Below are 25,347 nucleotides of genomic sequence, written 5' to 3' on the forward strand. Positions count from 1 at the left end.
ATGCACGTCACATTAGTTGAGATTAATGTTAAAGCTGACAAGATAGACGAATTTATCGAAATATTTCGGGATAATCACCTTGGCTCCGTTAAAGAGCCGGGCAATTTGCGGTTTGATGTATTGTGTGATGAGAATATCCCGACTCGCTTCTATATCTATGAAGCCTATAGCGATGAAGAGGCTGTTGCGGCGCATAAGAAAACTCCCCATTACTTGCGTTGTGTCGAAAAACTGGAAGCGTTGATGACTGAGTCACGGAAAAAGACCACGTTTATTGGTTTGATGCCAGAGAATAAGTAAGGCAAAGGTATATCAGGATAAATGGCAGGTGATATTTCACTTGTCATTATTACCCTCTGTTTATCTTGAGTAACAGTAAGAGCAGAGGGTAATTGGAGCTTATTCTTGAAGAGTGACATCAAACAGAATTCGGAACCGCCATTTCAGGTTTCTATTTTCCCTGACTGAAATAGTCTTTCAGATGGCGGTTAACCGGGGTTTCATGTATCTGCTTCAATCATCATTAGTAGATAAACAATAGGAATCAGATATAGGTAAATTCGGATTCAGTATGAATTTTACAACTTTTTTATCTACACAATCGTCAACACCATCCAGGACAAATGTATGACTATTACCAATTTTAGTTATCAATGGGCTTTTGAAAATAGCAGACATTCTTGTTGCATTACTATAGGGTGTTGTTGGATCGCCCGTTTGAGCTACAAAAAGTAATTTTGGCATGTTTTTATGGTCGGGGATTAATGCTGGCATAAGCGGTTTTTTGATAGGAAAGGAACTACACTTCTCTTTTTTCTCTTTAAAAAAGTCGGCAGATGAGGCGAAAGTATCTTCCAAGAGTAACTCTATCTTGGATGGATCTAATTTTCCATAATCAGAACAATCTATAATATTAAGTTCATCATTACTTGAACCACCAAAAATCGATAATAATCCCTTGTCTATCTGATTTGTTTTTCCATTGTAAGCTTTATCTAAAAAAGATATCAGATTATCCCAATATGATTCCCAAAGCGGACTATCGATAGTAAATTCATTTATATTGTCATTGGTAATGACTTTTCCTTTCTTATCTTTTATTTTATTTTTCTTTGATTTCTCTAAAATTTCTTTATATATGTCGAGGGATTTTTCTGGTGAATGATAGAATGGGCATAATTTTCTCTTTGCACAGTAAACAGAAAATTTTTCAAAGGCTAAATTAAATCCTCTACTTTGATTTAATAGCATAGCTTCATGATCTTCTGTTAAGTCAACAATACCATCATTAACAATGCTACTGATGTGTTTCGGGTATCTTAACGCATAAAGTTGAGCAACAGCTGTTCCATAGGAATATGCAACTATTGTTATTCTCTCTTCATTCAGGGCTTTCCTTATTTTTTCCAGATCATCTACAGCATTATGTGTGGACATATTTTCTATTAATTCCGCTCCGCTATTTCTGATACAGGAAGACAGCCATTTTTTTGAAGTAATTTCTTCATTTTTATCTGTGGATTTTTGAGTGCTGCATTTTATTTTGGGTATAGATTCTCCGATCCCTCTGGGGTCATAAGTAATAATATCAAAATATTTTCTCAGGTCTTTCGTTATAGGGGATTCATCAATAGACAGAGGTAAACCCACCTGACCGGGGCCACCAGATATCAAGATAATAGCTCCTTTTTTACTTGAAATTGCCGGGAGTTTTGCTACTGCTAATTTTACAAAATGATTTTCTTTTTTATTATTATGGTCTATCGGGGATTTTACATATGTACATTGCATATTCTTCCTATGCTCAGGATCTAGCCCCCAAGTTGAAGGGCATTTTTTCCAAGATGTAGTATCCGCCTTGGTTATAAAAGATATACTTGTTAATAAGATAAAAATAATTGCTGTTATGTATCTCATTCTCTAATTCCTATTAGATAAAAAATTAAAGTGGTTTTAAAATTCATTAATATTTTATTTGGTCTTTCTTAAATTAACCAAAATAAAGAATGTAGCTAACTTAAGTAATTTTTACTCGAGTTGCAATGACAATTAGTGATTTTTGGTTTCACTTGCTATATTGGAAAGTAAATGTATTTGATGATTTTTTTGTTTTTTATTTTATTTTATTTTTAATTTTATATGGTTACATATTATATGGGTATTTGTTTATATATATATGATTTGCGCCCTTGATACTATTATCAGGGCGTTTGGATTTTTAACCGAATCCTTTCCAATAATTATTGCTTCAATGTATGAGATAGAAAAAGCAAGTTTTAAATAACCTGCTGTTTAATCTCGTCAATAGCAGCAGAGATTGCTTTCAAGCTACGCTGAATATCGTCTTCTGTAGTCGCTGCTTGTTACGTACGATACACATGCCACAATCGTATGGGGTATTAAGCCATTTATGAGCATCCACAGCCCAAGAGTCTGCAGCTTCAACGCCTTCTACTAAAGTGGATTTTTCCTTTGGGTTATGATGTTTGCCCCCAGAGCAGCAGGGGTTGAGCCACCGACAACCAAGCCGAAATATAGGTCACCGATTGTTGCTACAGTAGCTGGTGAACCGTATGCATGGAGTTGTTCGAGCACTTGTTGGCTGTCAGTTCCTGTTGTTGGTAATGGCTTATCGAAATGTTGCAGGCCTGATAACGCATCAGCATCGGGAAATACCCGTTGGCTTCGGACTTCACTGACATAGCTGTATGCGATTTCGTTGGCGATTTTAACCGCAGACAGCGAAGCATCGCGAATCGTATCTTTCATGACGTTGTTTTCCCGTTATCGTTGTTTTATTTTTCATACTATCCATAGGTGATTGTTTCTGTTTCTTTACTATGGATCGGGTAAGCATGGTTTTTATCATTAGAGCCTGTATATGATCATCAATATCTTATGGTTTTTTGTGAATACAACCATTCAGCAATAAAGGCTGCAATCTGTTCTGGTTGATTGATATCGAGCTGTGGAAGTGGTGTTGCCAGTGGGATGTCACTGGCAATGGCGAGTACATAAGGATCTAGGATTTCATCAAAACCAAGGTTTATGTTATTTCGGAATATGCTATTTCGGTTTAGGCCATCTCGATACAACGCGATTTTTGGGATCGGTTCTTGTTTGAACCCTTCCACCAGAATCAGATCCAGTGAATTTGCATCAAATTGACCGGCGAGGTAGTAAAGATTTAGCTCCGGCAAATCTGGAGTCTCAGTCATCAATGCCCAATGTTGCTGGCTGGCGACCAACGTCTGAGTCGCACCCGCTTTACGCAGTTCATAGCTATCTTTGCCCGGTTTATCGACATCCATATTATGGTGAGTATGCTTAATTAACCCAATTCGGATGTGCTGTTGGCGCAATAATGGAATGACCTGCTTTAATAGCGTCGTTTTTCCGGTTCCACTATAAGCAGTAATACCCAGAATGGGCAGTGTAGTGTCACTGGTATTGATATTGCGATTCATGCTGACTCCTGAAGGAGTTCCCAATGTTGGCATTCCCAGTTACGGTGCTCTTCTGGTGTATTTAAGTTGGTGAAGGAGTTAGGGGTGGGGAAATAGACCGCTTTTGCCTTAATCATCTGCATAAAGAACATCAGCTTCCGATCCCCCAATGCGAGGTAGCTTTCCAGACGCGGTATCAGGCTGCGGTGCATTAATGCCAAGGTAGGATGTGCGCGCTCGCAGTCATGTGCATAAGCGGCCCAAGCGTTTTGTTTGTAGTGCCACAGTTTTGCTACGAGGTCTTCAGGGAAGTCGGGGGCATCGCATGGAACAAATACCACCCACTCATTAAGGGCTTTCTTTAAAACTGCCAGCATACCAGCCAATGGCCCAGAAAAATCGGTAATAATATCCGGTATGATTGGATAGCCACTCTGCTGATAAATTCCCAGGTTGCGATTGGCGTTAATCAACAACTCATGAACCTGTGGCTGCAACTTTGTGGCGATGTGTTGGTATAGTGGTAAGCCATCGAACTGCAACAACCCTTTGTCATTGCCGCCCATACGGGTGGATAGCCCTCCAGCCAGAATTGCGCCACTGATTTTTGGATGCGTCATGTTAAATCACCTGATATTGGGCAATGAAATATTTAATGTTTGGGTATATAACCATTGTAAATCAATATCTAACCATGCTGCTTTGAAGTGGCAGTATAACTTTACACTGCTTGACAGACCAATGCTTTCTCAGAACCATTAACCTTGCTAATTTGTATAGCCATTTATAAGGAACTAAAAATGAAGTATCACCGCCTCAATGAAGTTATCGAACTTTTACATCCAGTATGGAAGAATGAGTCGGATCTAAATTTGGTGGAGCTTTTGCAAAAACTGGCTGATGAAGCGGGATTCAAAGGGCAGCTGTCTGAATTAACGGATGATATTCTTATTTATCATCTGAAAATGCGTGGTACGGATAGCCATGCAGAAATCCCCGGATTGAAAAAAGATTATGAAGAAGATTTTAAGACCGCGTTACTGCGTGCCCGGGGCATTATTAAAGATTGATAAAGAGAGAACTGTGTTGTGACGGAACCGAAGGCTTTTAATTTTCAGAATATTACCCCAGATTTAATTATGGATGCGTTGGTGCAGTCTGGCTTGTATCTTGATTCTGGTTTGACCGAACTGAATAGCTATGAGAATCGTGTATATCAGTTCATGGATGAGAACCGCAAACGCTATGTTGTGAAGTTTTATCGTCCCTTGCGTTGGAGCCAACAGCAAATTCAAGAGGAACATGATCTTGCGCATGAATTGCAGCAAGCCGATTTGCCAATAGCGGCTCCGTTGGAGTTTGACGGACAGACCGTACTGAATCACGGTGGTTTCTTTTTTGCTATTTTCCCCAGCGTGGGAGGTCGCCAGTACGAATTAGACAATTTTGACCAATTGGAGGATGTTGGTCGATTATTGGGAAGAATGCATCAAATTGGAGTAAAAAAAATATTTTCTGCGCGCCCCACGCTTAATTTGAATGAATATTTATATCAGCCGTATCAATACTTGGCTGAATGTGGGCTAATCCCCGCTAAGCATAAACAGGGATTTTTGGCTGCGCTGAATGAATTAAATCAGGCAGTAGCAAGCCAATGGCACGATAACTGGCAAGTATTGCGGCTGCATGGGGATTGTCATGCTGGCAATATCTTGTGGCGCGATGAAGCATGGTTTGTAGATCTTGATGATGCCCGTAATGGCCCTGCTGTTCAGGATTTGTGGATGTTGCTCAATGGCTCACAGCAAGAGCGACTGATTCAGTTGGATATTTTACTGGAGTCATATGGTCAGTTTATGGAATTTGATCCCAAGACATTGGCATTAATAGAACCTCTGCGTGCTATGCGAATGATCTATTATTTAGCTTGGGTTGCTCGTCGCTGGCAAGATCCCGCTTTTCCAAAAGCGTTTCCGTGGATGGCTGATAGTGATTTTTGGCATAAGCAAGTGGGTCTTTTTTCTGAACAAGTCCGGTTATTGCAGGAACCACCTTTACAACTCAATCCGATGTATTAATTTTTTTGGAGACCATAATGAAAAAATTTTGGCTAGTTCTGGTAGGAGCGTTCATGGTATTTAATGCATCCGCTTCCGGTTTTTCTGAAGGCAAGCAGTATACTGAGTTAAAAAATCCGGTTGCGAATCAGCCTCAGGTGTTAGAGTTTTTCTCTTTTTATTGCCCTCATTGCTATCAGTTTGAAAGCATTTACCATGTTCGTGCAACTATCAAGAAAAACTTGCCAGCAGGTGTGACGAATGAACGTTATCACGTTGATTTTCTGGGGCCTTTGGGTAAGGAATTGACTGATGCTTGGGCCGTCGCTATTGTCATGAAGGTTGAGGATAAGGTCACACCAATTTTGTTTGAGGGTATTCAAAAAAATCAAACTATCAAGAGTAAGGAAGACATCCGTAATGCTTTCATCAAAGCTGGTGTATCGGGTGAAGAGTATGATGCAGCATTGAACAGCTTTATTGTGAAATCTGTGGCAAACAAAGAGCGTCAGGCGGCTAAAGAGCTTAGTTTGAGAGGTGTTCCGGCTGTCTTTGTTAAAGGCAAGTATTTGATTAACAACAACGGTATCGAACCCCGTTCAACTCAGGATTATGCTCAGGAATTCTCTGAAGTAGTGAACTATCTGGTAAACAAAAAATAAGTCACAAGATGGTGGCGTAAGAAAACAAAACGCGAGTATTAATATAAAATAACATAGGTATTGTGTCAGCCATGATAAGGTTGGCACAATACTTGCCAAAAAACACCTTTCATAACATAAACTCCGGTAATATCCACAAGTCAGTGATTTTAAAGCGGTTGTAATATTTATTTAATATTCCGCGTAATTTATTGATTTTTTGTCTCCTGTTATCCACTCTTTGTGGGAATAAACATAAATCTGTTTTATATGCCATTTTTTTGTGCACAAAGTTATCCACAGCGCATTCATCAAAATATTTGTCATAACATGCAAGTCAGTACGAGAAAATTACCGCAAAATTCGTTTATAGCGACGCAGTATGGCATTCTATTCTTTATTCATCCCACAGAACGACGAAGAAAATTTTATGGCACAGATAGCAGACAATCCCCTGATTTTGGTTGATGGTTCTTCATACCTTTATCGTGCATACCATGCGTTTCCTCCACTGACAAACAGTTCAGGAGAACCGACGGGCGCCATGTATGGCGTGCTGAACATGCTGCGAAGTTTAATCATGCAGTACAAACCTAGTCATGTGGCGGTCGTGTTTGATGCCAAGGGCAAAACGTTCCGTGATGAACTATTTGCTGAATATAAATCCCATCGACCACCAATGCCGGATGATTTGCGTTCGCAGATTGAGCCGTTGCACAAGATGGTCAAAGCAATGGGGCTGCCAATTCTGGTCGTTCCGGGCGTTGAGGCTGACGATGTTATTGGTACATTGGCCTTGCAGGCTGAAAAAGAAGGCCGTTCGGTTCTGATCAGCACAGGTGATAAAGATATGGCGCAATTGGTGACGCCAAATATCACATTGATTAACACTATGACCAACACCATTTTGGGGCCAGAAGAGGTTACGGAAAAATATGGTATTCCTCCTGAACTGATTATCGATTTTCTCGCCTTAATGGGGGATTCTTCCGATAATATTCCGGGTGTGCCGGGAGTGGGTGCAAAAACAGCTCAGGGGCTATTGCAGGGTATCGGTGGATTGAATGAGATCTATACCCGACTTGATGAAATTGCCACACTCGGTTTCCGTGGAGCCAAAACATTGGGCGGTAAAATGGAGCAGCATAAAGAGGTGGCTTATCTTTCCTACCAATTGGCAACCATCAAAACTGATGTTGAGCTGGATAAGGCCTGTTTGGCGCTTTCCGTTATGCCACCTGATGCGGATGAATTGTTGTCACTATTCAGTCATTATGAGTTCAAACGTTGGATCAGTGATGTACAGAATGGCAGTTGGCTGGAAAAGAACGGACAGAAACCTGCCGCAGCCACTATTACGTCAGCCACTATTACGTCAGAATCAGGTAATCCAGAATCGATGGCAGTATCACCAATTGCTGTCAAAATATCGCCGGAAAGTTATCAAACCATCCTTGAACGTCAATCCCTTGATGAGTGGATTGAAAAGCTGAAACAGGCTCCGGCATTCTCTTTTGATACTGAAACCGACGGTCTGGATACCCTAACAGCCAATCTGGTGGGGATGTCCTTTGCCATTGCGGTGGGGGAATCAGAAGCGGGAGAACCGGAAACGGGAAAATCAGAAGTTGAAGCCGCTTATCTGCCATTGGGACACGATTATCTGGATGCGCCACAGCAATTGGATCTACATGAAGTTCTCGCCGCATTAAAGCCGTTGCTGGAAGATGCTAACTTGCCCAAGATTGGTCAAAACCTGAAGTTTGATCGCGGTGTTCTGGCGCGTTATGACATTGCGTTGCATGGCATTGTTTTTGATACCATGCTGGAATCGTATGTTTTGAACAGTGTCGGAGGGCGGCATGACATGGATAGCCTTGCTGATCGTCACTTAGGCTATAAAACTACTACATTTGAAGACATTGCGGGCAAGGGCAAAAAACAACTTACCTTCAATCAAATCGCATTAGAGGAAGCCTCAAAATATGCAGCAGAAGATGCGGATGTGACTCTGAGACTGCATCAGGCTATGTATCCTCAGTTAGAAAGCGTCCCAACCCTGAAAAAAGTTTTCCAGAAGATCGAAATGCCGTTGGTGCCGGTGCTGTCCCGCATGGAAAGAACAGGAGTATTGATCAACGCTAAAACGCTGGCAGAACATTCAAGGGAAATCACTGCCCGTTTGGATGAGCTGGAAAAAGCTGCTTATGAGCTGGCGGGGGAAGAATTCAATCTGGCTTCACCAAAACAGCTGCAAGTCATTCTATTTGAAAAAATGAACTTGCCTGTACTGAAAAAGACGCCGAATGGCGCACCATCAACGAATGAAGAAGTGTTGGAAGAATTGGCGGAGAACCATGAATTGCCAAGAGTGATTTTGGAGCATCGTGGCCTGGCAAAACTGAAATCCACCTATACTGATAAATTGCCTCAGATGGTGAATCCACTGACAAATCGCGTTCATACTTCTTATCATCAGGCGGTAACTGCGACGGGGCGCCTTTCTTCCCGCGATCCGAATTTGCAAAACATTCCTGTTCGTAATGAGGAAGGACGACGTATTCGTCAGGCATTTATTGCGCCGGAAGGCTACCGAATTATGGCGGCGGACTATTCACAGATTGAATTGCGCATTATGGCTCATTTATCACAAGACAAAGGGCTGCTGAAGGCATTTGCACAAGGCAAAGATATCCACCGTGCGACGGCTGCGGAAGTATTTGATTTACCATTGGAACAAGTAACCAGCGAGCAGCGCCGCAGTGCTAAGGCAATTAACTTTGGTTTGATTTATGGCATGAGTGCGTTTGGATTATCCCGTCAGTTAGGCATTCCGCGCGGCGAAGCACAACGCTATATGGATCTCTATTTTGAGCGTTATCCGGGCGTATTGGCTTATATGGAACGCACACGCCAGCAAGCGGCTGAGCATGGATTTGTAGAAACACTGGAAGGTCGTCGGTTGTATCTGCCGGATATCAAATCGCGTAATGCCATGCGTCGCAAGGCATCAGAACGTGAAGCTATCAACGCACCGATGCAAGGTACGGCAGCGGATATCATCAAATTGGCGATGATTGCGGTAGATGACTGGATTGTCAGTGAACAGCCAAATGTACGCATGATCATGCAGGTTCACGATGAACTGGTATTTGAAGTACATGAATCAGAGTTGGAGACAGCAGAGCAGAAAGTCCGAGAGTTGATGGAACAAAGCATGCTGCTTGACGTGCCGTTAAAAGTGGATGTTGGGATTGGTGATGACTGGGATCAGGCACATTGATAAGCCTTTTATCTTAGAACCTTCATCTTAGAAGCTAAAAAAGAGCTGCAGAAATGCGGTTCTTTTTTTATTACTGTGTTTTTGTGGTAGTGGTTTTTTATTGAATGATTTTTATGAAAGCACGGTTTGTTTAATGAACTGAAATAAGCTCAATCACACCGAGAAGAGGCTTGTGACAAGAATTTAGGTTAGGTTTTATATTAGATCTAGATCTCATAAATATGTAATTAAACTACATAAATGATGCCGGAATAACCTATTTTGCTTAAATATTAGCGGCTTAATCGCGGTATTTTATGAAAATTAATTACAAAAAAGTCTTTTTTTGATGAAAGGAATAGGTTAAAGTTATCGGCGTAGGGTACAGAGGTAAGATGTTCTATCTTTCAGACCTTTTACTTCACGTAATCGGATTTAGCTGAATATTAGCTGCCCCAGTCATCTTTTTTGACTGGGGCGTTTTTTTATGTCCGGTTTATAGGAGCGCGGTAAGATCAGGCGCAGATGTTACTCCGTTTCAATGGCAGGTTGATTGAACCAAAGATCAAGTTTTTGCTCTAGTTTATCGATGCCGATTTTTTTCAGAGTGGAGAAATACTCGATCTGAACATCACCATCCAGAGAGGCCAATTCCTGACGAACTTTCGCCAATTGACTTTTACGAGCACCGGATGCCAGTTTATCGGCTTTAGTCAGCAATACCATGACCGGCACTTGCATCACGACAGCCCATTCGATCATTTGCATATCCAGATCTTTCAGTGGATGGCGGATATCCATCAAAACCACCAACCCTAACAGGCATTCGCGTTTCTGGAGATACTCCCCCAAGGCTTTCTGCCATTTGCGCTTCATCTCTTCTGGTACTTCAGCGTAACCATAACCCGGCAAGTCGACCAGGCGAACCCCTTCTTCGACTTCGAACAGGTTAATCAACTGTGTACGGCCAGGGGTTTTACTGGTACGCGCAAGGCCCTTTTGGTGGGTCAGTGCATTCAGTGCGCTGGATTTACCCGCATTTGACCGACCGGCAAACGCGACCTCAATGCCCACATCTTGAGGCAGGTGGCGAATATCAGGTGCACTCGTGATAAAGTGAGTCATATGATAGTTGTAGTTCTTGATGGTCAAAATGGTTATCTCCCGAGGAATACACAAAAATAGCGCGGTGATTATACCGAGAGCAGCAGCTTGTGGACAGGCGTAACTTTATTCCGATAAAGAACGGTGCAGATAGTCGGCGAAAAGTGAATAGAATTCCCCTTGAGTTATAACATGCAAAACAAGCTGAATTGCTGCCTGCCTAAAATCCAGTAACTGCTCCTTGGCGTGGAAAGCGCATCAATACGGAGGTTATTCACAAAATAACTATTGCCAAAATGTGCGAATATAAAAGTTGTATCGACAGAACTCCCCTTTATTCACCTAAAATACTCGTAAATGTAGGTAAATCTTTGGAACTTAATGCGATAGGGAATTAAACTTAATAAGTTTTGTTGTTATGAGTTTTATTGTTGACCTCAAAAATAAAGGAATCATTAATGTTTAAACGTATTTTTGTGTCGCTTATGACGGCATGTGCTATCAGTGCAATTGCTGTCCCAGCATTGGCCGCTGAAACTCACGTGAAGCTGGTAACATCAGCAGGCGAAATCGAACTGGAGTTGGATAGCAATAAGGCACCAATTACTACCAAGAATTTCGTTAAGTATGCCAATGAGGGATTTTATAACAACACTATCTTTCACCGTGTTATCCCTGGTTTTATGGTTCAGGGAGGGGGTTTCACAAAAGATATGAAACAGAAGCCTACTAGCGCTCCAATCAAAAATGAAGCCGATAATGGTCTGCGCAATCTTCGTGGCACTATTGCGATGGCACGTACCGCAGATAAGGATAGCGCTACCGCTCAGTTTTTTATTAATGTGACTGATAATGCTTTCCTTGACCACGGACAGCGTGACTTTGGTTATGCAGTGTTTGGGAAGGTAGTAAAAGGCATGGACGTGGTTGATAAAATTTCTCAGGTCAAAACAGAAAATGCCGGCCCTTATCAAAATGTGCCGGTGAAACCTATTGTGATTTTGTCTGCCAAGATTGAACCTTAATAATTTGAACTGACATAATACGGTATTCGGATAATCATTAATGGTTGTTTGAATGCCGTCTGTTTTTTCTCCATCACCCTTCTCTCCGCCATTTCTCTGTACCTCTATTTTAAAAATGCGTCTGTGGTATGATGAGTCCCCCTTTGCCGTTGATACTGCTTTACCTGATTTTACCATAATACAGAATGCATAATACCCCAATGGGGTAAGACAACTTATAAAACTATAAAATCAGTAGGATATACTCCTATGTTATTAATAATAGATAACTACGATTCTTTTACATTTAATTTATATCAATATTTTTGTGAATTAGGGACAGAGGTTTTAGTTAAGCGCAATGATGAGCTACAGCTTGAAGATATCGAAGATTTGGCGCCGACACATTTAGTTATTTCTCCTGGCCCTTGCACACCAAATGAAGCTGGGATCTCGCTGGAAGCAATTTCACATTTTGCAGGGAAATTGCCCATCCTCGGCGTATGCTTGGGACATCAGGCGATAGGTCAGGCTTTTGGAGCAAGTGTTGTTAAAGCCCGTGAAGTGATGCATGGAAAAACCAGTTTGCTCCACCATAGCCAGCAAGGAGTATTCAAAGGCTTGGATCATCCATTGACTGTCACCCGTTACCACTCTCTGGTCATTGCCGCAGAAACGCTTCCTGCTTCATTTGAAGTGACAGCATGGAGTCAGCGTAATGGTGATGTAGATGAAATTATGGGAATACGTCACCGTACTTTGCCACTGGAAGGAGTGCAATTTCATCCGGAAAGCATTCTTAGTGAGCAGGGACATGAGTTATTGAATAATTTCCTCAAATATTAATCAGATACCATCACACTCCCTCATTCGGTTGTTTTTTTATTTGCTCTTGCGTGATTTTTTATTCATATTTAATGACTATTGTTTCACTTTGAAATGGCAAATATAAAAATAAGGTGAGGGAAATGCTAGAAAATAAAGCAATAAACCGAAATACCTATGATCAGGTGATGTTGCCTATTTATGCGCCAGCGAATTTTATCCCAGTCAGAGGGCAAGGAAGTCGATTATGGGATCAACAGGGTAAAGAATATGTTGATTTTGCTGGTGGTATCGCTGTTTTGGCTCTGGGACATTGCCATCCTGCCTTGGTAAATGCCCTGAAACAGCAAAGTGAAAAATTGTGGCATATCAGCAATATTTTTACCAATGAACCCGCCTTAACTTTAGCGCAAAAATTGATTGATGCGACCTTTGCGCAGAAGGTCTTTTTCGCTAATTCAGGAGCAGAAGCTAATGAAGCGGCATTCAAATTAGCGCGTCGCTATGCGATTATTCGCCATCATCCCAATAAGACCCAAATTATTGCTTTTCATCAAGCGTTTCATGGGCGCACTTTTTTCACTGTTTCGGTAGGAGGACAGCCGAAATACGCCGAAGGATTTGGCCCTAAACCTGCTGATATTGTTCATGTGCCTTTTAATGATCTGGATGCCGTCAGGGCGGCGATTGATTATCGCACCTGTGCTGTTGTTTTAGAGCCGATTCAAGGAGAAGGAGGGGTCACTCCTGCGACAATGGAATTTCTGCATGGGGTGCGTGAATTGTGCGATAAGCATCAGGCTCTGTTGATCTTTGATGAAGTTCAGAGTGGAATGGGACGAACAGGCAAGTTGTATGCTTACCAGCATTATGGCGTGCAGCCGGATATCCTGACGACAGCAAAAGCTCTGGGAGGCGGTTTTCCGATCAGTGCGATGTTAACGACAGATGCAATAGCGGCTGCAATGGAAACGGGCGCGCATGGAACGACTTATGGTGGTAATCCATTGGCTTGTACTGTCGGTTGTGTCGCGTTGGATATCATTAATACTCCGGAAGTGCTGATGGGTGTAGAAAAACGTCATGATATTCTCATTTATGCCTTGGAAAAGATTGACCAAAAGTATGGCATCTTCCATGAATTCCGCGGAAAAGGCTTACTTATTGGCGCTGTATTGAAAGCAGAATATCAGGGTAAGGCCAAAGAAATATTGCAGCAAGCGGCGGAACAAGGATTAATGTTATTGAGTGCGGGAGACAGTATCTTGCGTTTTACACCATCATTGATTATTTCTGAGGATGAAATCACAGAAGGCATGATGCGGCTGGATATGGCGATATACCGATGGTTGAACAAATAACAGTTAGGTGAATCAGAAAAGCCAGTGCGAATATAAAAAGATTGCTCTGGCTGGATTTCAAGTTTATTGGGAATTAGCGTGTCCCATAAACGACGATAGTTTTACCATGTGCAGAGATCAGGTCTTGATCTTCCAACATTTTCAGAATGCGGCCAACTGTTTCACGGGAGCAACCCACAATCTGCCCAATTTCCTGACGAGTGATTTTGATTTGCATACCATCAGGGTGAGTCATTGCATCAGGCTGTTTAGCCAAATTGAGCAATGTTTGGGCGATACGGCCTGTAACGTCCAGGAAGGCTAAGTTACCTACTTTTTCGGAAGTCGTTTGTAGGCGACTTGCCATCTGAGCAGATAAACGCATCAGAATATCAGGGTTAACCTGAATTAACTGGCGGAATTTCTTATAGGAAATTTCAGCCACTTCACAGGCACTTTTAGCTCGCACCCATGCCGTACGTTCTTGTCCCTCTTCAAACAATCCAAGTTCACCAATGAAATCTCCCTGATTTAAATAAGAGAGAATCATTTCCTTAACGTCGTCATCTTTTATTAGAACAGCAACTGAACCTTTAACAATATAGTAAAGCGTTTCTGCTTTCTCGCCTTGATGAATAAGCGTGCTCTTGGATGGATATTTGTGAATATGGCAGTGTGACAAAAACCATTCGAGAGTAGGGTCTGTTTGTGGCTTGCCGAGAACCATTCGCTTTATCCTCTTTGTTATTTTTGCCTTTATGATGTGAGAAACTGAGGTTTCTCTTCAGGCTAGCTTTATAAAGTCAATAGATTAACATATTAATTTGCTGAAAAACTGGCGAGCTGGAATTTTATATGAATGATCAAGATGTCAGAGTGCTGACATATTAATCTTAAACCATATTCCTTGCCAGTTCACGCTTGTAACCTTGTTTGTAACACAGGAAAACGTTTCTGTCTTCTCCTGTATCGCTTCAGCATGTTAAATTGGTTGCCAGATTATCAAAAATCGGTCATAAGGGACGTTTATCTATAAAAAGAGCAAAAATATACTGGATACTGGCTGAACAGTAATGTTGTTCTATGTTGTTTTTTTACCTGCTACTACATCTTTGAAAGTCTGATTTTTATCATCTGATTTATCATTATAAAAATGGCTTATTTATTTTAATAAAACAGGTAACTTTATTTTTTGTTACCTGTTTTATTAAAAATAAAATGCCGTTTAACTTAAATTATGAAATTTTTTTGCCTTCAAATAATTGTTTAACAAGAGGCGCCATAATTAACTCCATAGCCAGTCCCATTTTTCCACCCGGAACGACGAGAGTATCTATACGGGAAATAAATGAACCCTGAAGCATTGCCAGTAAATAAGGAAAATCAATTTGAGTTAGACCGCGAAAGCGAATCACGATAAAACTTTCGTCCAGCGAGGGAATCGCCTTGGCAGAGAAGGGGTTGGAGGTATCAACGGTGGGAACACGCTGGAAATTGATGTGGGTGCGTGAAAACTGAGGCGTGATATAACGAATATAGTCATCCATCGAACGTACAACGGAATCCATAACGGCCTCTCTGGAATGTCCGCGTTCACTGGTATCACGGATTAGTTTCTGTATCCATTCCAGATTGACGATAGGTACGACACCAATCAGCAAATCAACATGGCTGGCAACACTATGTTGCGGAGTGACAATACCGCCATGTAAACCTTCATAAAACAGAACATCCGTATTGGTTGGTAAGGGTTCCCACGGCGTGAAAGTACCCGGAAGTTGGTTATAAGGTACTGCTTCATCATAGGTATGGAGGTATTTTCGACAGCGGCCTTCCCCTGTTTTCCCATAATCAAAAAACGTCTTTTCCAGTGTACTGAAATCATTGGCTTCCGGCCCAAAGTAGCTGATATGTCTGCCTTGTTCCTTCGCTTTTCGGATCTCGGCATCCATTTCAGGACGAGTATAACGATGGAAGCTATCCCCTTCTATCAGTGCGGCAGTGACCTCAAGTTTCTGGAAGATTTTGCGGAAGGCGGCACTGGTCGTGGTTGTTCCTGCTCCACTGGAGCCAGTGATGGCGATGACAGGGTGTTTGGCAGACATGAACAGACTCCTTATCAATAAAATTGGGGATTATACTTTTTAATCAGTCTCTTAAAGTGAACAGAACAAGTCAGGCTTTATGGTGGAGCATATCTTTGGGCATGATATTGACGGTTTCATGTAATTCAGACCATACCAGCAGAACCTCACCTCGTTCAAGTTGACGTTTGATGTCCTGTACTTTCTGTTCGAGAGTTTTTTCCTGTTCGCCGTAATCAGTACCTTCCCGTAAGACAAAACTTTCAATCAGGTTGAGGAGGGTATCGGTTTCCAATTGTTGCCACGGGATAATCATTGTTATTGCTCCTGATAACGCTGTCATGGTTTTTAGAATGACGGTTTTCGAATGACGGTTTTAAAATGATGGTTTTAAAATGACGGCTTTAAAATCATAGCCTTAGAACGATGGCTTTGAAGATAGCTGCTCTAAATGTTCCGGCTCTAAATACCCCGATTCTAATTGCACTGGTTCTGAATGCACTGATTCTAAATAAGGTGCTAACCATTTCGGAATACGTTGTTCCAGCCACATTTGTGGTTTTTTCAAAGAACCGCTAACAAAACCAACATGACCACCATGTTCAGTCATCTGATATTCAATATTGGAGGGTAAATTCGCTGGTTCAGGGATAACATCCGGTGCCATGAAAGGGTCATCCTTGGCGTGGATAATCAACAGCGGTACCGTGATATTAGGTAAACGAGGCAGCGCACTGCACTGGTGATAATAATCTGTTGCGTCTTTGAAACCGTGGATTTTAGCGGTGATGGCATCATCAAACTCACGCAATTTTTTCATTGAGTTAAGTTGGCTAAGGCTCAAAGGCAGAGAATTGGGATAACGCAACAACTTGCGGGTAGCATTATTTTTCAGCTTGCTGAGCAAATAGTATTGATAGAACTGAGAAAAACCCTGTTCGATTCGTTTTGAACAAGCTTCCAGCATAAACGGCGCTGAGACAATAACTGCTGCATCTACTTGGGCGCGTTCTTGCTCTTCTGCCAGATAACAGGCCAGCATATTACCGCCAAGGGAATAGCCGACAGCAGCGGTGGGAGCTTCACCATATGTCGTTTTTAGCCAGTTGAGAAAATAGCGGGCATCACTGGTTTCTCCCGAGTGATAAATGCGTTGTTGGCGGTTAGGCTCACCACTGCATCCACGAAAATGCATTACGACACCAAGCCAGCCTTTTTCCTGACAAGCACTGATCAGACCGTGGGCGTAAGGGCTTCTGAATCCGCCTTCTAAACCATGGAAAAGAACCAGCCGTGGTTTGTGGGCAGCGGTTGCAGGATCTTCACTCCATGCCAAATCAACAAAATCATCATCGGGTAAATTTAGCCGTTGCCAATGAGGTTGCAATTTCGGGCGGCGCCGCAAAATACGGGGCAAAAGAGTTTGTAGATGGGGATTGCTCACCCCACTTAAAGGATAAAAGTTATCACTCATAATGAATCGATTTCATGATTAGTCATCTTGTGTATGGAATGACATACTGTTATTTTCCCGAAAGGAAATGTCAACTCTTTGGGTGAGGGGAGTCTACCCATGACTGTAAGCCTGCTATTCTCGCTTAGTACATTTATGTTTATTTCTGCTGTCACACCCGGCCCAAATAATTTGTTGCTGACATCATCAGGGGCGAATTTTGGTCTCCGTCGTTCCATGCCACTTTATCTGGGTATCATATTGGGAATGCAGACAATTTTGTTGTTGTCTGCGTTTGGTGTTGCTGCTCTGCTACTGATTTATCCTGCCATGCATACTGGCCTGAAAGTGCTCGGAAGCCTGTATTTATTATGGCTGGCCTGGAAAACTGCCATTTCGCATTATAAACGATTGGACACCATAACATCGGTAGGGAAGCCAACCAGAATTTATCAAGGCTGGCTATTGCAGTTCCTGAACCCGAAAGCATGGCTGATGGGATTGGGAGCCGTCAGTAGTTACAGTTTGTCCGGGCCGCTATATAACCACTCCATTTTTGCCATTAGCATCGTGATGTTAATCGCTAATATACTTGCTGGCGCAATCTGGCTTGTTCTCGGTTCACTGATTGGTCAGTTATTGAGAAGCCGCCGTGCATGGATCATGTTCAATATCACAATGGGTATTCTGACAGCAGCCTGTGTGCCTTTGATCTGGTTTGGCTGAATCAGCTTAAATCGATATTTTTGCTCCCGAAGAATAACGTTAGCGTGAAGCCTGCGATATAAGAGACAAGTAATCCGGCGGCGTATACGGCCATGCCCGTGAAAATGCCACTGTTGGATGTCATCAGTGGCAGGGCGACCAGTCCTGAAGGGCCGAAAACGCTATTTAACCCGACAGGCCATCCCCACCAAGCAATCAGGCCGATAAAAAAGCCACCCACAGCGCCCCCGAAACAGGCGGTGACAAAAGGTTTGATGCGTGGCAGTGTTACGCCATAAATCAAAGGTTCTCCAATTCCCAGAAATCCCGGAATGATGGCACCTTTGATTTGGGTTCGCAGCAGAGAACCTTTTTTCGCTTTCACATACAAAGCCAATGCAGAGCCAACCTGACCCGCACCTGCCATCGCGAGAATGGGGAACAGGGAGTTGAAGCCTTGTGCATCCATCAAGGCAAAATAGACAGGCACAAAGCCTTGATGCACACCAAACATTACGGCAATTAAGAACAATCCCGCCAAGATTGCTGTACCGAATGGGTTGCCATTTAAGTTAATGAACAGCCATGACATCGCGGTAAATAAATAACTTCCGACAGGCATGATAATAATAAAGGCAACGGCGCCCATGATAAGTAAGGTGATGGCGGAAGTCAGGATCATATCCAGATCAGATGGCATAATTTTGCGGATCTGTTTTTCGGCCCAAGCGCCAAGAATACAGGCTATCAGTACCCCGATAATATTGCCCCGTGGATCGATGGTGAAGCCAAAAAAATGACTGATACCCGAATAGAATCCACTGGTGGCTTCGGCGCTATATCCCAGTACAAATAGGGATGCGATAATGGCTCCATTAACTCCTGATCCTCCAAATGCCTTTTGTGCATTGTAGCCAATCAAGATGCTCAGGAAGCTGAACATGCCTTTGCTGAAGATTTTCATATAGCCGATCATCTCAACCAATACGGCATTGGGATGAGAGACTTCTTTGATAAAAATCTGTTCCAACAGAGTCGCGAAACCCAATAACAGGCCAACGGCGATAAATCCGGGGATTAGGGGAGTAAAGATAGTGGCGAATTTAGCCAGAAACTTATGGATTGAACTGGTTCGTTTTTCTTTAATATGTTGTTTGTTGGAGATGGCAATCTCTTTTAGCTTATCGGAATGAGGTTCTGTAGCCGGCGCTTCTGAACTGCGGAGATGGTGTGCTTCACTTAACCGTGTATTCATCATCTCTGCGGCTATTTGTGCTTTACCGGGGCCAAGAACAATCTGGAGCTGGTCATCACTTTCTATGACGCCTAAGACCCCTGCTATGTTCTTCAATCTGGTTTTATCGACAAGCTCATTGTTATATAGGGTCAATCGTAGGCGAGTCATGCAGTGACCACAATGTGCAATGTTACTCGTTCCACCGATGGCATTGAGTATTTCGACCAGCATTTCCTGATTAATTTTAGCCAATTATAACCTCCTTTAAAGAGGCAATGATTATTGGTTTATCGAAATATACCCTTCGTCTTTCAAGTTGCCTCTTTGTTGGCTGCGCTCACTCACCCCGGTCACATAGTTATCTATGCTCCCGGGGATTCGCTCCCTTGCCGCCGCGACGTATCTTGAAATCCATTGGGTATATACTCTTCATCTTTTTTTAATCCATTAGACATAGCTGGTCGGATAAACCCTTGGTGTTTTGCCAATAAAGCTTTGGCTTCTTCGGCACTGACGCCCGATAAAATCATGACAATTGCGGTCTTGCTGTGACCACTACAGGCACTGAGGGCTTGCTCTGCTATTTCTTTGCTGCACTCAGTGGCGGTCATGACAATATTTTTCTGGCGTTCGATCAATTTGGCATTGGTGGCTTCCACATCCACCATCAAATTGCCATACACTTTTCCCGTACGGATCATGGCACCTGTGGTGATCATATTCAGTATCAGCTTTTGCGCTGTTCCTGCCTTCATGCGGGAAGAGCCTGTCACCACTTCAGGCCCGACTATGGGGGTAATGGCGATATCTGCCAACTGTGTCATCGGGCTGTCTGGATTGCAGCAGATACAAGCTATGGTAGCGCCAACTGATTTGGCATATTCCATTGCACCCAATACGTAAGGTGTCCGGCCACTGGCAGCGATCCCTATCAGAATATCTCTTTGGCTAAAGTGTAGTACCTTAAGGTCGTTGATGCCTAATTGCCTATTATCTTCCGCATTTTCGACAGCTTGTAAAATGGCCTGATGCCCACCGGCAATTAAGCCGATGACTTGTTCTGGTTTTGTGCCGTAAGTCGGTGGACATTCACTGGCATCCAAAATTCCCAAACGCCCGGATGTTCCGGCTCCAATGTAGATTAAGCGCCCGCCCTGACGAAATGTTTCGGCAACTTTATCAACCAAATCGGCAATTTGAGGCAGGTTTTTTTCGACGGCGATGGCCACTTTTTTATCTTCATCGTTGATAACCCGCAACATGTCGAGAGTGGATAACGTATCGATATGAGTGCTGGAGGGATTTCGGCTCTCAGTTATCATATTATTTAGGTCGATTTTCATTATTTTTTCCTGCTATGTGGCCAGAATAGATTTATCGATAACTGGTTATCGTACAGATTATTGGTTTTATACCCAATATATTTCTAGTCGTATCCAGAAGCCAGTAGAAACCCTCCTTATTTATATAAGTCTAAATTATTTATATGAATGTAAATTATATGAATGTAAAAAAATAAGTTTGAATTTTAGCTCCGGCAAGCGGATTTATATTCGATGTGTGATAACTATTGTTTATCAGGCGATAATAATATTTCATTAAGCACTTTATCTAAAAGTTTCCTAATGTATTTTAAGTGTGTGTAAGTGTTATTTTTTCTCTAAATTTGGACATCAATGCTTAATTGCTGGAAAAGAACTATATTTTATGAGGTACTCATATATGGACTCGTATATTAGTAAAAAGTTCGTTAGGTTTTTAGTATTTATATATTCGATAGTTATATTTCCACTCACATCATTGAGTGCATTTGCTGTGGGTGGGGAAAAACATGAACATCAATCGCAAAAAAGATTCTTAGAAAATCAGGAGAATGAAAATAATCTCAATGATAATGACAAGGGAAATGAAACCGCGGGTTTGATTGCCAGAAATATTCAAACGGTTAGCAATGTGTTGTCATCATCACCGTCTGAGCTTACTGAGCAAGCTAAATCTTATGCGCTGGGGAAAATAAATAGCACGGTAAACGGTGAAGCGCAAAAGTGGCTATCACAATTTGGTACAGCCAAAATTAATTTTTCTATGGATAGAAAAGGGAAATTAGATAACGGATCTTTGGATTTATTGTTACCACTTTACGATAACAAATCCGATTGGCTATTTTTCTCACAGTTGGGCTATCGCAATAAAGACAGCCGACATACTCTGAATTTAGGATTTGGTGGGCGTTATTTTACTCCAAGCTGGATGTATGGATTAAATTCTTTCTATGACTTTGACGTCACGGGTAATAATAAACGTATCGGTTTAGGGGGTGAGGCATGGACAGACTATGCCAAGTTCTCTGCTAATACGTATTGGCGTGTGAGTGACTGGCATGATTCACCGCACGAAAAAGGATGGGAAGAACGCCCTGCCAACGGCTTTGATATCAATGGTGAATTCTTCCTGCCTGTTTATCCGAATATTGGCGGTAAGTTAGCCTATGAACAGTATTTTGGCGATCAGGTCGCTTTGTTCAATCGTGATACCAAGCAGAAAGACCCGAGTCTGGCCCGATTTGGGGTGAACTATACACCTGTTCCATTGGTGACCATGGGAGTCGATTATAAACTCGGCAGCGGTGGGCACAGTGAAACTCTGTTCCAAACCAACCTTAATTACCGATTCGGCGTACCGTTTGAAGCTCAGCTATCATCAGATAACGTTGCATCTATGCGTACATTGGCAGGCAGCCGCCACGATTTGGTGGAAAGAAATAACCAGATTGTTCTTGATTACCGTAAGAAAGGTGAAAAAGAAGTGCTGCTGAATATTCAGCAACAGAATATCACGGGATATAGCTATCAAAGATGGGCTCCGATACATGCCACTGTCACACCTAAGGACGCGAAACTGAAATGGCAGCCAGATGATTTATTCAGTGAGAACAACGGAGGGATCACTGAAAATATGAACCCTATCGGGCTGACACTGCCAAAATATAACCCTAAAACTGATAATACCTATGTGCTCAGTTTTACGGCGGAAGACAGCAGTGGCAACAAATCTAAACCCAGTGATATAAACGTCAAAGTTGAGCCTTTTGTCTTAAAAGAAGATGTGACGAAAGAGGTGGTTAAAAGCGGCAAGCCTGGTGAAGTGGCCTACAAATTGCTGGCGACCATCACTTACGGTACAAAAGATAATGACCCCCTTACTAAACTGAAAATGAGTAAGTTGGAGTGGTCTGTAAATGAGCCTAACACTGACAAAGTGAAATGGGTGCAAAGTGACACAACGAATGACAAAGGGCAGTTAGAGGCAACGGTAAGCAGTGACCAACCACTTAAGAACGTGGAGGTTTACCTGACAATGGACGGAATGCCTCAAGCAAAAGTCATCAATGATCTTGATTTCGCTAAGGTAGTTGAATCTGAGTATACAGTTAAGATTGAAACGAAAGAGAAAAGCCCACTGGAGGCTAATAAAAACAGTGGTTACATCTTTATCGCAACTGTAACCGACGCAGCCGGTCACCTTCTGAAAGAGAAAGATGTGACGGTTGAGTGGAGCGTTAAGAATGACCTTCCGCCGGGTGTGAAATGGCTAAATGAGAAAAAAACTGATAAAACGGATGAAAATGGTCAAATATCAGCGACTTTAGTCAGTGAGAAAGCGGCAACAGGTATCATTGCTGGGGTGTCAATAGATGGTGCTAAACCAGTATATATGACTGATCCTGTAGCGTTCGAGGAAAAGAACCCTTTAACAAAAGACATTACCTGGACAGGAGCGCAGGAATATGAGGCCGTGAGAGATAAGCAGCGTGTGGTTACTGTTAACATCCCGGATATTACTAAGTTTAATCCAAATTACACTTATAATATAAACTTCGACAAGGACAAGTACCCTGGCCTCAAGAGTGTCATAGTATCGGCCCCTGCCACTCTTAAGAATAAGATAACTTTCACTTTTGAAAGTACCCAAATAACCGAACCAGGCACTATAGAGCTTACCCTCACAGAGCTGGGCTCTAATAAGAAAATCAACATTTCGTCACCTCCGATATCTTTTAAAGCAGGACTTAATAAGATTCAAGTTAGTAAGTTCGAAGAAGTGGATGGGGCTAAAAGATATAAGGCGAATGGGAATGATAAGGTTAAGTTGAAGATAAATGTTAATTATTCAGCTGGTGATCCGGCAAAAAATCTCAGCATTGATCCTAGCAAAATTGAGTGGTCGACTAACGTCGTCGAGGAGCTTAAAGATAAATACACGTTCACACCTGAATCGCCAACAACAACTGGCAATGGGGAGCTGTATGTCTACATGACATCTAAAGTAAGTATTAGGGATGAGAATGGGATTGGCATTAAGCCGAAAATTAAATTACCCACAAGTGAGGCAGGTGGTGGTCAGGAAGTCGGCCTGAGTGATAATGGTAGTATAATATTTGATCCAGTTCCGAAACTTGCGCAGCTTCGAGTGTTTAATAAAGATGATCCCAATAAAGATAATCCCACAACTCAGCATACTTATGGAATCAATGAACATGGACCTAGTAATGTTTTCAACTCGCTACAGGCATATTTACTTGATGGGAGCGGCAAGCGCCTGCCAGCTAATAGTTCGGATTTTGAAGTTACCTATACAGATGATGAAAAAGCTTCTTTCAGTAAGCATTTCATAGATAAGGATAGTGGCTTAATTTCTTTCAATACCGTACCTTCAGAGAAGTTACAGTACGAAGTACTGCACGATAGGACGTTCAAGGCAACGGTAAGGAATACGACGACATTCGAGAATATCGAGTACGAATACTATTGGAAGCCTGTTAATTGGTTCCTGCTGATGGGATATCCAGATTCGGCAATAGCTCAGGATTCTAGGCGTCATTGCACTGAATCGGGGATTAAGGAAGTACATAAGCTTGATGTATGGAACTATGATGGTAGAGGAGGTAGCAAAGCTCTATTAACTGAATTCGGCGGGAACGTGGTGAAGTTGGGTTTCTTTACAGTTCCAATAAAAACCTCATACAGTACTGATAACAGTATCATAACTGTTCTGAACGCAGATTCAAATAAATTTGAACCACTCGATCTTTCAGACGTCAATAATGATAAAATAAATAAGAATACATCCGCTTCAGTTGTTTGTTTAATAGATAATAGGTACTGAATCAATTTATAGTAATAAAAACACAGGCTCAATATTGAGCCTGTGTTTTTTGATGAGTGATAATGTTTTTATTTGATTTTTTATAATGATTAAATGAAGAATGTCTGGTAATACGCTAACGGATAAATAATTTGAGAGTAGGGAAATCCAAGAAACTCTAATCCGGTTAATTCATTAACGTGAAATTATCCTTGGGTACATAAATTTCAGCACAGTTGCTTCACAAAATCTCATACCAATACAGAATATTCCGATATCAAAAAGCTTCATGATTTGGAATAAGATTAGATAAATTTTATCAATGACAACACACTAAAAACCTGCCATTACACGTATTGTTATTTATCAATACTATATTTATGAGTGAATTTTATACTCGTTTTATGATGGTGAAAATCATTATTATTATATTTGATATGGTATTTTTAATTAAAGTAAGTCATTGTTAACGCGTAATAAGAGTAGGTTTTAAAATAGCCATAAAAGTAAAGATTTGATCAAGGGGGAATAATAAAATGGATGTGAATTATCTGCTATTTATTTCACTATACGAGTAAGTCAGCTATATATGCTTTTCTTTGTATCTAAGAATTAAATTATTCACACAATAGTTTCTTAGTATGATATTTTAACTTTTATGGTTTTTTGGTATTTCCATCGATGGGTTACTAATAAATGAAAGTTATCAATTGATAACTTGTTGTTCATTATTTTTTCTTGGTGGTAGCCCTAGTTTTAGGACATATAACATAGCCAGCAGTAGGTTTATTTTAATGAAGGGAGATTTGTATACCCGATAAATTTCAGGTTATATCGTAGCCAACAGAGAAGTAACTTGGAAGATGAAGGGTATAAATGTGGATAACAAGAGGTCATTTTAATCTTTATTATAAAATGTAAACTTTGTGTTAGTTACATTTGGTATTATTTCTTTACGCAATTAACGCGTAATAATAAATCTTTTGCTTATTGTACCCTTATTAACTAACATTTTGTTAATTAACATTTTGACAGTTGACCAGA

The 25,347-nt window shown here is 41.6% G+C and carries 23 protein-coding genes; 11 read left to right on the forward strand and 12 right to left on the reverse strand.

The window, feature by feature from the left end; translation table 11 throughout:
* Positions 1-300 (forward strand): (4S)-4-hydroxy-5-phosphonooxypentane-2,3-dione isomerase, encoded by a 300-nt coding sequence (gene lsrG, locus PSI23_RS13865; protein ID WP_273555641.1) that lies wholly within the window; start codon positions 1-3, stop codon positions 298-300.
* 213 nt (positions 301-513) lie between these two features.
* Here lsrG and PSI23_RS13870 read toward each other — a convergent pair whose 3' ends face one another.
* From PSI23_RS13870 to mobA, 5 genes are all read right to left on the reverse strand, one after another.
* Positions 514-1,917: an alpha/beta fold hydrolase gene (locus PSI23_RS13870; RefSeq protein WP_273555642.1), complete on the reverse strand. Its 1,404-nt coding sequence runs from the start codon at positions 1,915-1,917 to the stop codon at positions 514-516.
* Between the two features lie 406 nt (positions 1,918-2,323).
* Positions 2,324-2,422, reverse strand: a complete 99-nt coding sequence (locus PSI23_RS23215) for a hypothetical protein (protein WP_373567332.1) — start codon at positions 2,420-2,422, stop codon at positions 2,324-2,326.
* 32 nt (positions 2,423-2,454) lie between these two features.
* Positions 2,455-2,769: a hypothetical protein gene (locus tag PSI23_RS13875; protein ID WP_273555643.1), complete on the reverse strand. Its 315-nt coding sequence runs from the start codon at positions 2,767-2,769 to the stop codon at positions 2,455-2,457.
* A gap of 119 nt (positions 2,770-2,888) precedes the next feature.
* Positions 2,889-3,467 (reverse strand): molybdopterin-guanine dinucleotide biosynthesis protein MobB, encoded by a 579-nt coding sequence (mobB, locus tag PSI23_RS13880; protein WP_273555644.1) that lies wholly within the window; start codon positions 3,465-3,467, stop codon positions 2,889-2,891.
* Positions 3,464-4,066: a molybdenum cofactor guanylyltransferase MobA gene (mobA, locus tag PSI23_RS13885; RefSeq protein ID WP_273555645.1), complete on the reverse strand. Its 603-nt coding sequence runs from the start codon at positions 4,064-4,066 to the stop codon at positions 3,464-3,466. Before mobA ends, mobB begins: the two co-directional genes overlap by 4 nt.
* Positions 4,067-4,246: 180 nt before the next feature.
* Between mobA and PSI23_RS13890 the strand changes: the two genes are divergently transcribed.
* The 5 genes from PSI23_RS13890 (at position 4,247) to spfP (ending at position 9,849) form a co-directional block, all read left to right on the forward strand.
* Entirely contained in the window at positions 4,247-4,516 is a 270-nt protein-coding gene (locus PSI23_RS13890; protein ID WP_273555646.1) for a YihD family protein, read from the forward strand.
* Between the two features lie 18 nt (positions 4,517-4,534).
* Positions 4,535-5,524, forward strand: a complete 990-nt coding sequence (locus PSI23_RS13895; RefSeq protein ID WP_273555647.1) for a serine/threonine protein kinase — start codon at positions 4,535-4,537, stop codon at positions 5,522-5,524.
* A gap of 17 nt (positions 5,525-5,541) precedes the next feature.
* Positions 5,542-6,165, forward strand: coding sequence for a thiol:disulfide interchange protein DsbA (gene dsbA, locus PSI23_RS13900; protein ID WP_273555648.1), 624 nt, complete (start codon positions 5,542-5,544; stop codon positions 6,163-6,165).
* A 409-nt stretch (positions 6,166-6,574) separates the two neighbouring features.
* Positions 6,575-9,427 (forward strand): DNA polymerase I, encoded by a 2,853-nt coding sequence (gene polA, locus PSI23_RS13905; protein WP_273555669.1) that lies wholly within the window; start codon positions 6,575-6,577, stop codon positions 9,425-9,427.
* A gap of 374 nt (positions 9,428-9,801) precedes the next feature.
* Positions 9,802-9,849, forward strand: coding sequence for a small protein SpfP (gene spfP / locus PSI23_RS23480; RefSeq protein WP_438361642.1), 48 nt, complete (start codon positions 9,802-9,804; stop codon positions 9,847-9,849).
* An 85-nt stretch (positions 9,850-9,934) separates the two neighbouring features.
* On the opposite strand, the gene yihA is transcribed toward spfP, so the two are convergent.
* On the reverse strand, positions 9,935-10,558 hold the full coding sequence (gene yihA / locus PSI23_RS13910; RefSeq protein ID WP_273555649.1) for a ribosome biogenesis GTP-binding protein YihA/YsxC: 624 nt from the start codon (positions 10,556-10,558) through the stop codon (positions 9,935-9,937).
* A 410-nt stretch (positions 10,559-10,968) separates the two neighbouring features.
* Between yihA and ppiA the strand changes: the two genes are divergently transcribed.
* The 3 genes from ppiA to PSI23_RS13925 all read left to right on the forward strand — a co-directional run bounded on the left by ppiA (position 10,969) and on the right by PSI23_RS13925 (position 13,700).
* The gene (ppiA, locus tag PSI23_RS13915) at positions 10,969-11,535 is read left to right on the forward strand and encodes a peptidylprolyl isomerase A (RefSeq protein ID WP_273555650.1); all 567 of its coding nucleotides are present in this window, start codon (positions 10,969-10,971) and stop codon (positions 11,533-11,535) included.
* 249 nt (positions 11,536-11,784) lie between these two features.
* Positions 11,785-12,360 (forward strand): aminodeoxychorismate synthase component II, encoded by a 576-nt coding sequence (locus PSI23_RS13920; RefSeq protein WP_086109818.1) that lies wholly within the window; start codon positions 11,785-11,787, stop codon positions 12,358-12,360.
* 122 nt (positions 12,361-12,482) lie between these two features.
* Complete coding sequence (locus tag PSI23_RS13925) at positions 12,483-13,700, forward strand: aspartate aminotransferase family protein (protein ID WP_273555651.1); 1,218 nt, start codon at positions 12,483-12,485, stop codon at positions 13,698-13,700.
* A gap of 73 nt (positions 13,701-13,773) precedes the next feature.
* Here the strand turns inward: PSI23_RS13925 and crp are convergent, their stop codons facing one another.
* The 4 genes from crp to PSI23_RS13945 form a co-directional block, all read right to left on the reverse strand.
* Entirely contained in the window at positions 13,774-14,406 is a 633-nt protein-coding gene (gene crp / locus PSI23_RS13930) for a cAMP-activated global transcriptional regulator CRP (protein ID WP_273555652.1), read from the reverse strand.
* 508 nt (positions 14,407-14,914) lie between these two features.
* Positions 14,915-15,784: a phosphoribulokinase gene (locus PSI23_RS13935; protein WP_273555653.1), complete on the reverse strand. Its 870-nt coding sequence runs from the start codon at positions 15,782-15,784 to the stop codon at positions 14,915-14,917.
* A gap of 70 nt (positions 15,785-15,854) precedes the next feature.
* Positions 15,855-16,079: a YheU family protein gene (locus PSI23_RS13940; RefSeq protein WP_092519490.1), complete on the reverse strand. Its 225-nt coding sequence runs from the start codon at positions 16,077-16,079 to the stop codon at positions 15,855-15,857.
* 102 nt (positions 16,080-16,181) lie between these two features.
* On the reverse strand, positions 16,182-17,237 hold the full coding sequence (locus PSI23_RS13945) for a hydrolase (RefSeq protein ID WP_273555654.1): 1,056 nt from the start codon (positions 17,235-17,237) through the stop codon (positions 16,182-16,184).
* A gap of 99 nt (positions 17,238-17,336) precedes the next feature.
* Between PSI23_RS13945 and PSI23_RS13950 the strand changes: the two genes are divergently transcribed.
* Positions 17,337-17,942 (forward strand): LysE family translocator, encoded by a 606-nt coding sequence (locus PSI23_RS13950; RefSeq protein WP_273555655.1) that lies wholly within the window; start codon positions 17,337-17,339, stop codon positions 17,940-17,942.
* Position 17,943: 1 nt separating this feature from the next.
* On the opposite strand, the gene murP is transcribed toward PSI23_RS13950, so the two are convergent.
* Entirely contained in the window at positions 17,944-19,410 is a 1,467-nt protein-coding gene (murP, locus tag PSI23_RS13955) for a PTS N-acetylmuramic acid transporter subunit IIBC (RefSeq protein WP_273555656.1), read from the reverse strand.
* A 110-nt stretch (positions 19,411-19,520) separates the two neighbouring features.
* On the reverse strand, positions 19,521-20,501 hold the full coding sequence (murQ, locus tag PSI23_RS13960; RefSeq protein WP_273555657.1) for an N-acetylmuramic acid 6-phosphate etherase: 981 nt from the start codon (positions 20,499-20,501) through the stop codon (positions 19,521-19,523).
* A gap of 379 nt (positions 20,502-20,880) precedes the next feature.
* On the opposite strand from murQ, the gene PSI23_RS13965 reads away from it, so the two are divergent.
* Complete coding sequence (locus PSI23_RS13965) at positions 20,881-24,324, forward strand: inverse autotransporter beta domain-containing protein (protein ID WP_273555658.1); 3,444 nt, start codon at positions 20,881-20,883, stop codon at positions 24,322-24,324.
* The last annotated feature ends 1,023 nt before the right edge of the window (positions 24,325-25,347 follow it).

This window comes from Xenorhabdus yunnanensis (assembly GCF_028598805.1).
Classification (GTDB): Bacteria; Pseudomonadota; Gammaproteobacteria; order Enterobacterales; family Enterobacteriaceae; genus Xenorhabdus; species Xenorhabdus yunnanensis.

Coding starts and splice junctions, on each gene's coding strand:
- lsrG (WP_273555641.1), top strand. CDS start 1: ATGCACGTCACATTAGTTGAGATTAATGTTAAAGCTGACAAGATAGAC.
- PSI23_RS13870 (WP_273555642.1), bottom strand. CDS start 1,917: ATGAGATACATAACAGCAATTATTTTTATCTTATTAACAAGTATATCT.
- PSI23_RS13875 (WP_273555643.1), bottom strand. CDS start 2,769: ATGAAAGATACGATTCGCGATGCTTCGCTGTCTGCGGTTAAAATCGCC.
- mobB (WP_273555644.1), bottom strand. CDS start 3,467: ATGAATCGCAATATCAATACCAGTGACACTACACTGCCCATTCTGGGT.
- mobA (WP_273555645.1), bottom strand. CDS start 4,066: ATGACGCATCCAAAAATCAGTGGCGCAATTCTGGCTGGAGGGCTATCC.
- PSI23_RS13890 (WP_273555646.1), top strand. CDS start 4,247: ATGAAGTATCACCGCCTCAATGAAGTTATCGAACTTTTACATCCAGTA.
- dsbA (WP_273555648.1), top strand. CDS start 5,542: ATGAAAAAATTTTGGCTAGTTCTGGTAGGAGCGTTCATGGTATTTAAT.
- polA (WP_273555669.1), top strand. CDS start 6,575: ATGGCACAGATAGCAGACAATCCCCTGATTTTGGTTGATGGTTCTTCA.
- ppiA (WP_273555650.1), top strand. CDS start 10,969: ATGTTTAAACGTATTTTTGTGTCGCTTATGACGGCATGTGCTATCAGT.
- PSI23_RS13920 (WP_086109818.1), top strand. CDS start 11,785: ATGTTATTAATAATAGATAACTACGATTCTTTTACATTTAATTTATAT.
- PSI23_RS13925 (WP_273555651.1), top strand. CDS start 12,483: ATGCTAGAAAATAAAGCAATAAACCGAAATACCTATGATCAGGTGATG.
- crp (WP_273555652.1), bottom strand. CDS start 14,406: ATGGTTCTCGGCAAGCCACAAACAGACCCTACTCTCGAATGGTTTTTG.
- PSI23_RS13935 (WP_273555653.1), bottom strand. CDS start 15,784: ATGTCTGCCAAACACCCTGTCATCGCCATCACTGGCTCCAGTGGAGCA.
- PSI23_RS13940 (WP_092519490.1), bottom strand. CDS start 16,079: ATGATTATCCCGTGGCAACAATTGGAAACCGATACCCTCCTCAACCTG.
- PSI23_RS13945 (WP_273555654.1), bottom strand. CDS start 17,237: ATGAGTGATAACTTTTATCCTTTAAGTGGGGTGAGCAATCCCCATCTA.
- PSI23_RS13950 (WP_273555655.1), top strand. CDS start 17,337: ATGACTGTAAGCCTGCTATTCTCGCTTAGTACATTTATGTTTATTTCT.
- murQ (WP_273555657.1), bottom strand. CDS start 20,501: ATGAAAATCGACCTAAATAATATGATAACTGAGAGCCGAAATCCCTCC.
- PSI23_RS13965 (WP_273555658.1), top strand. CDS start 20,881: ATGGACTCGTATATTAGTAAAAAGTTCGTTAGGTTTTTAGTATTTATA.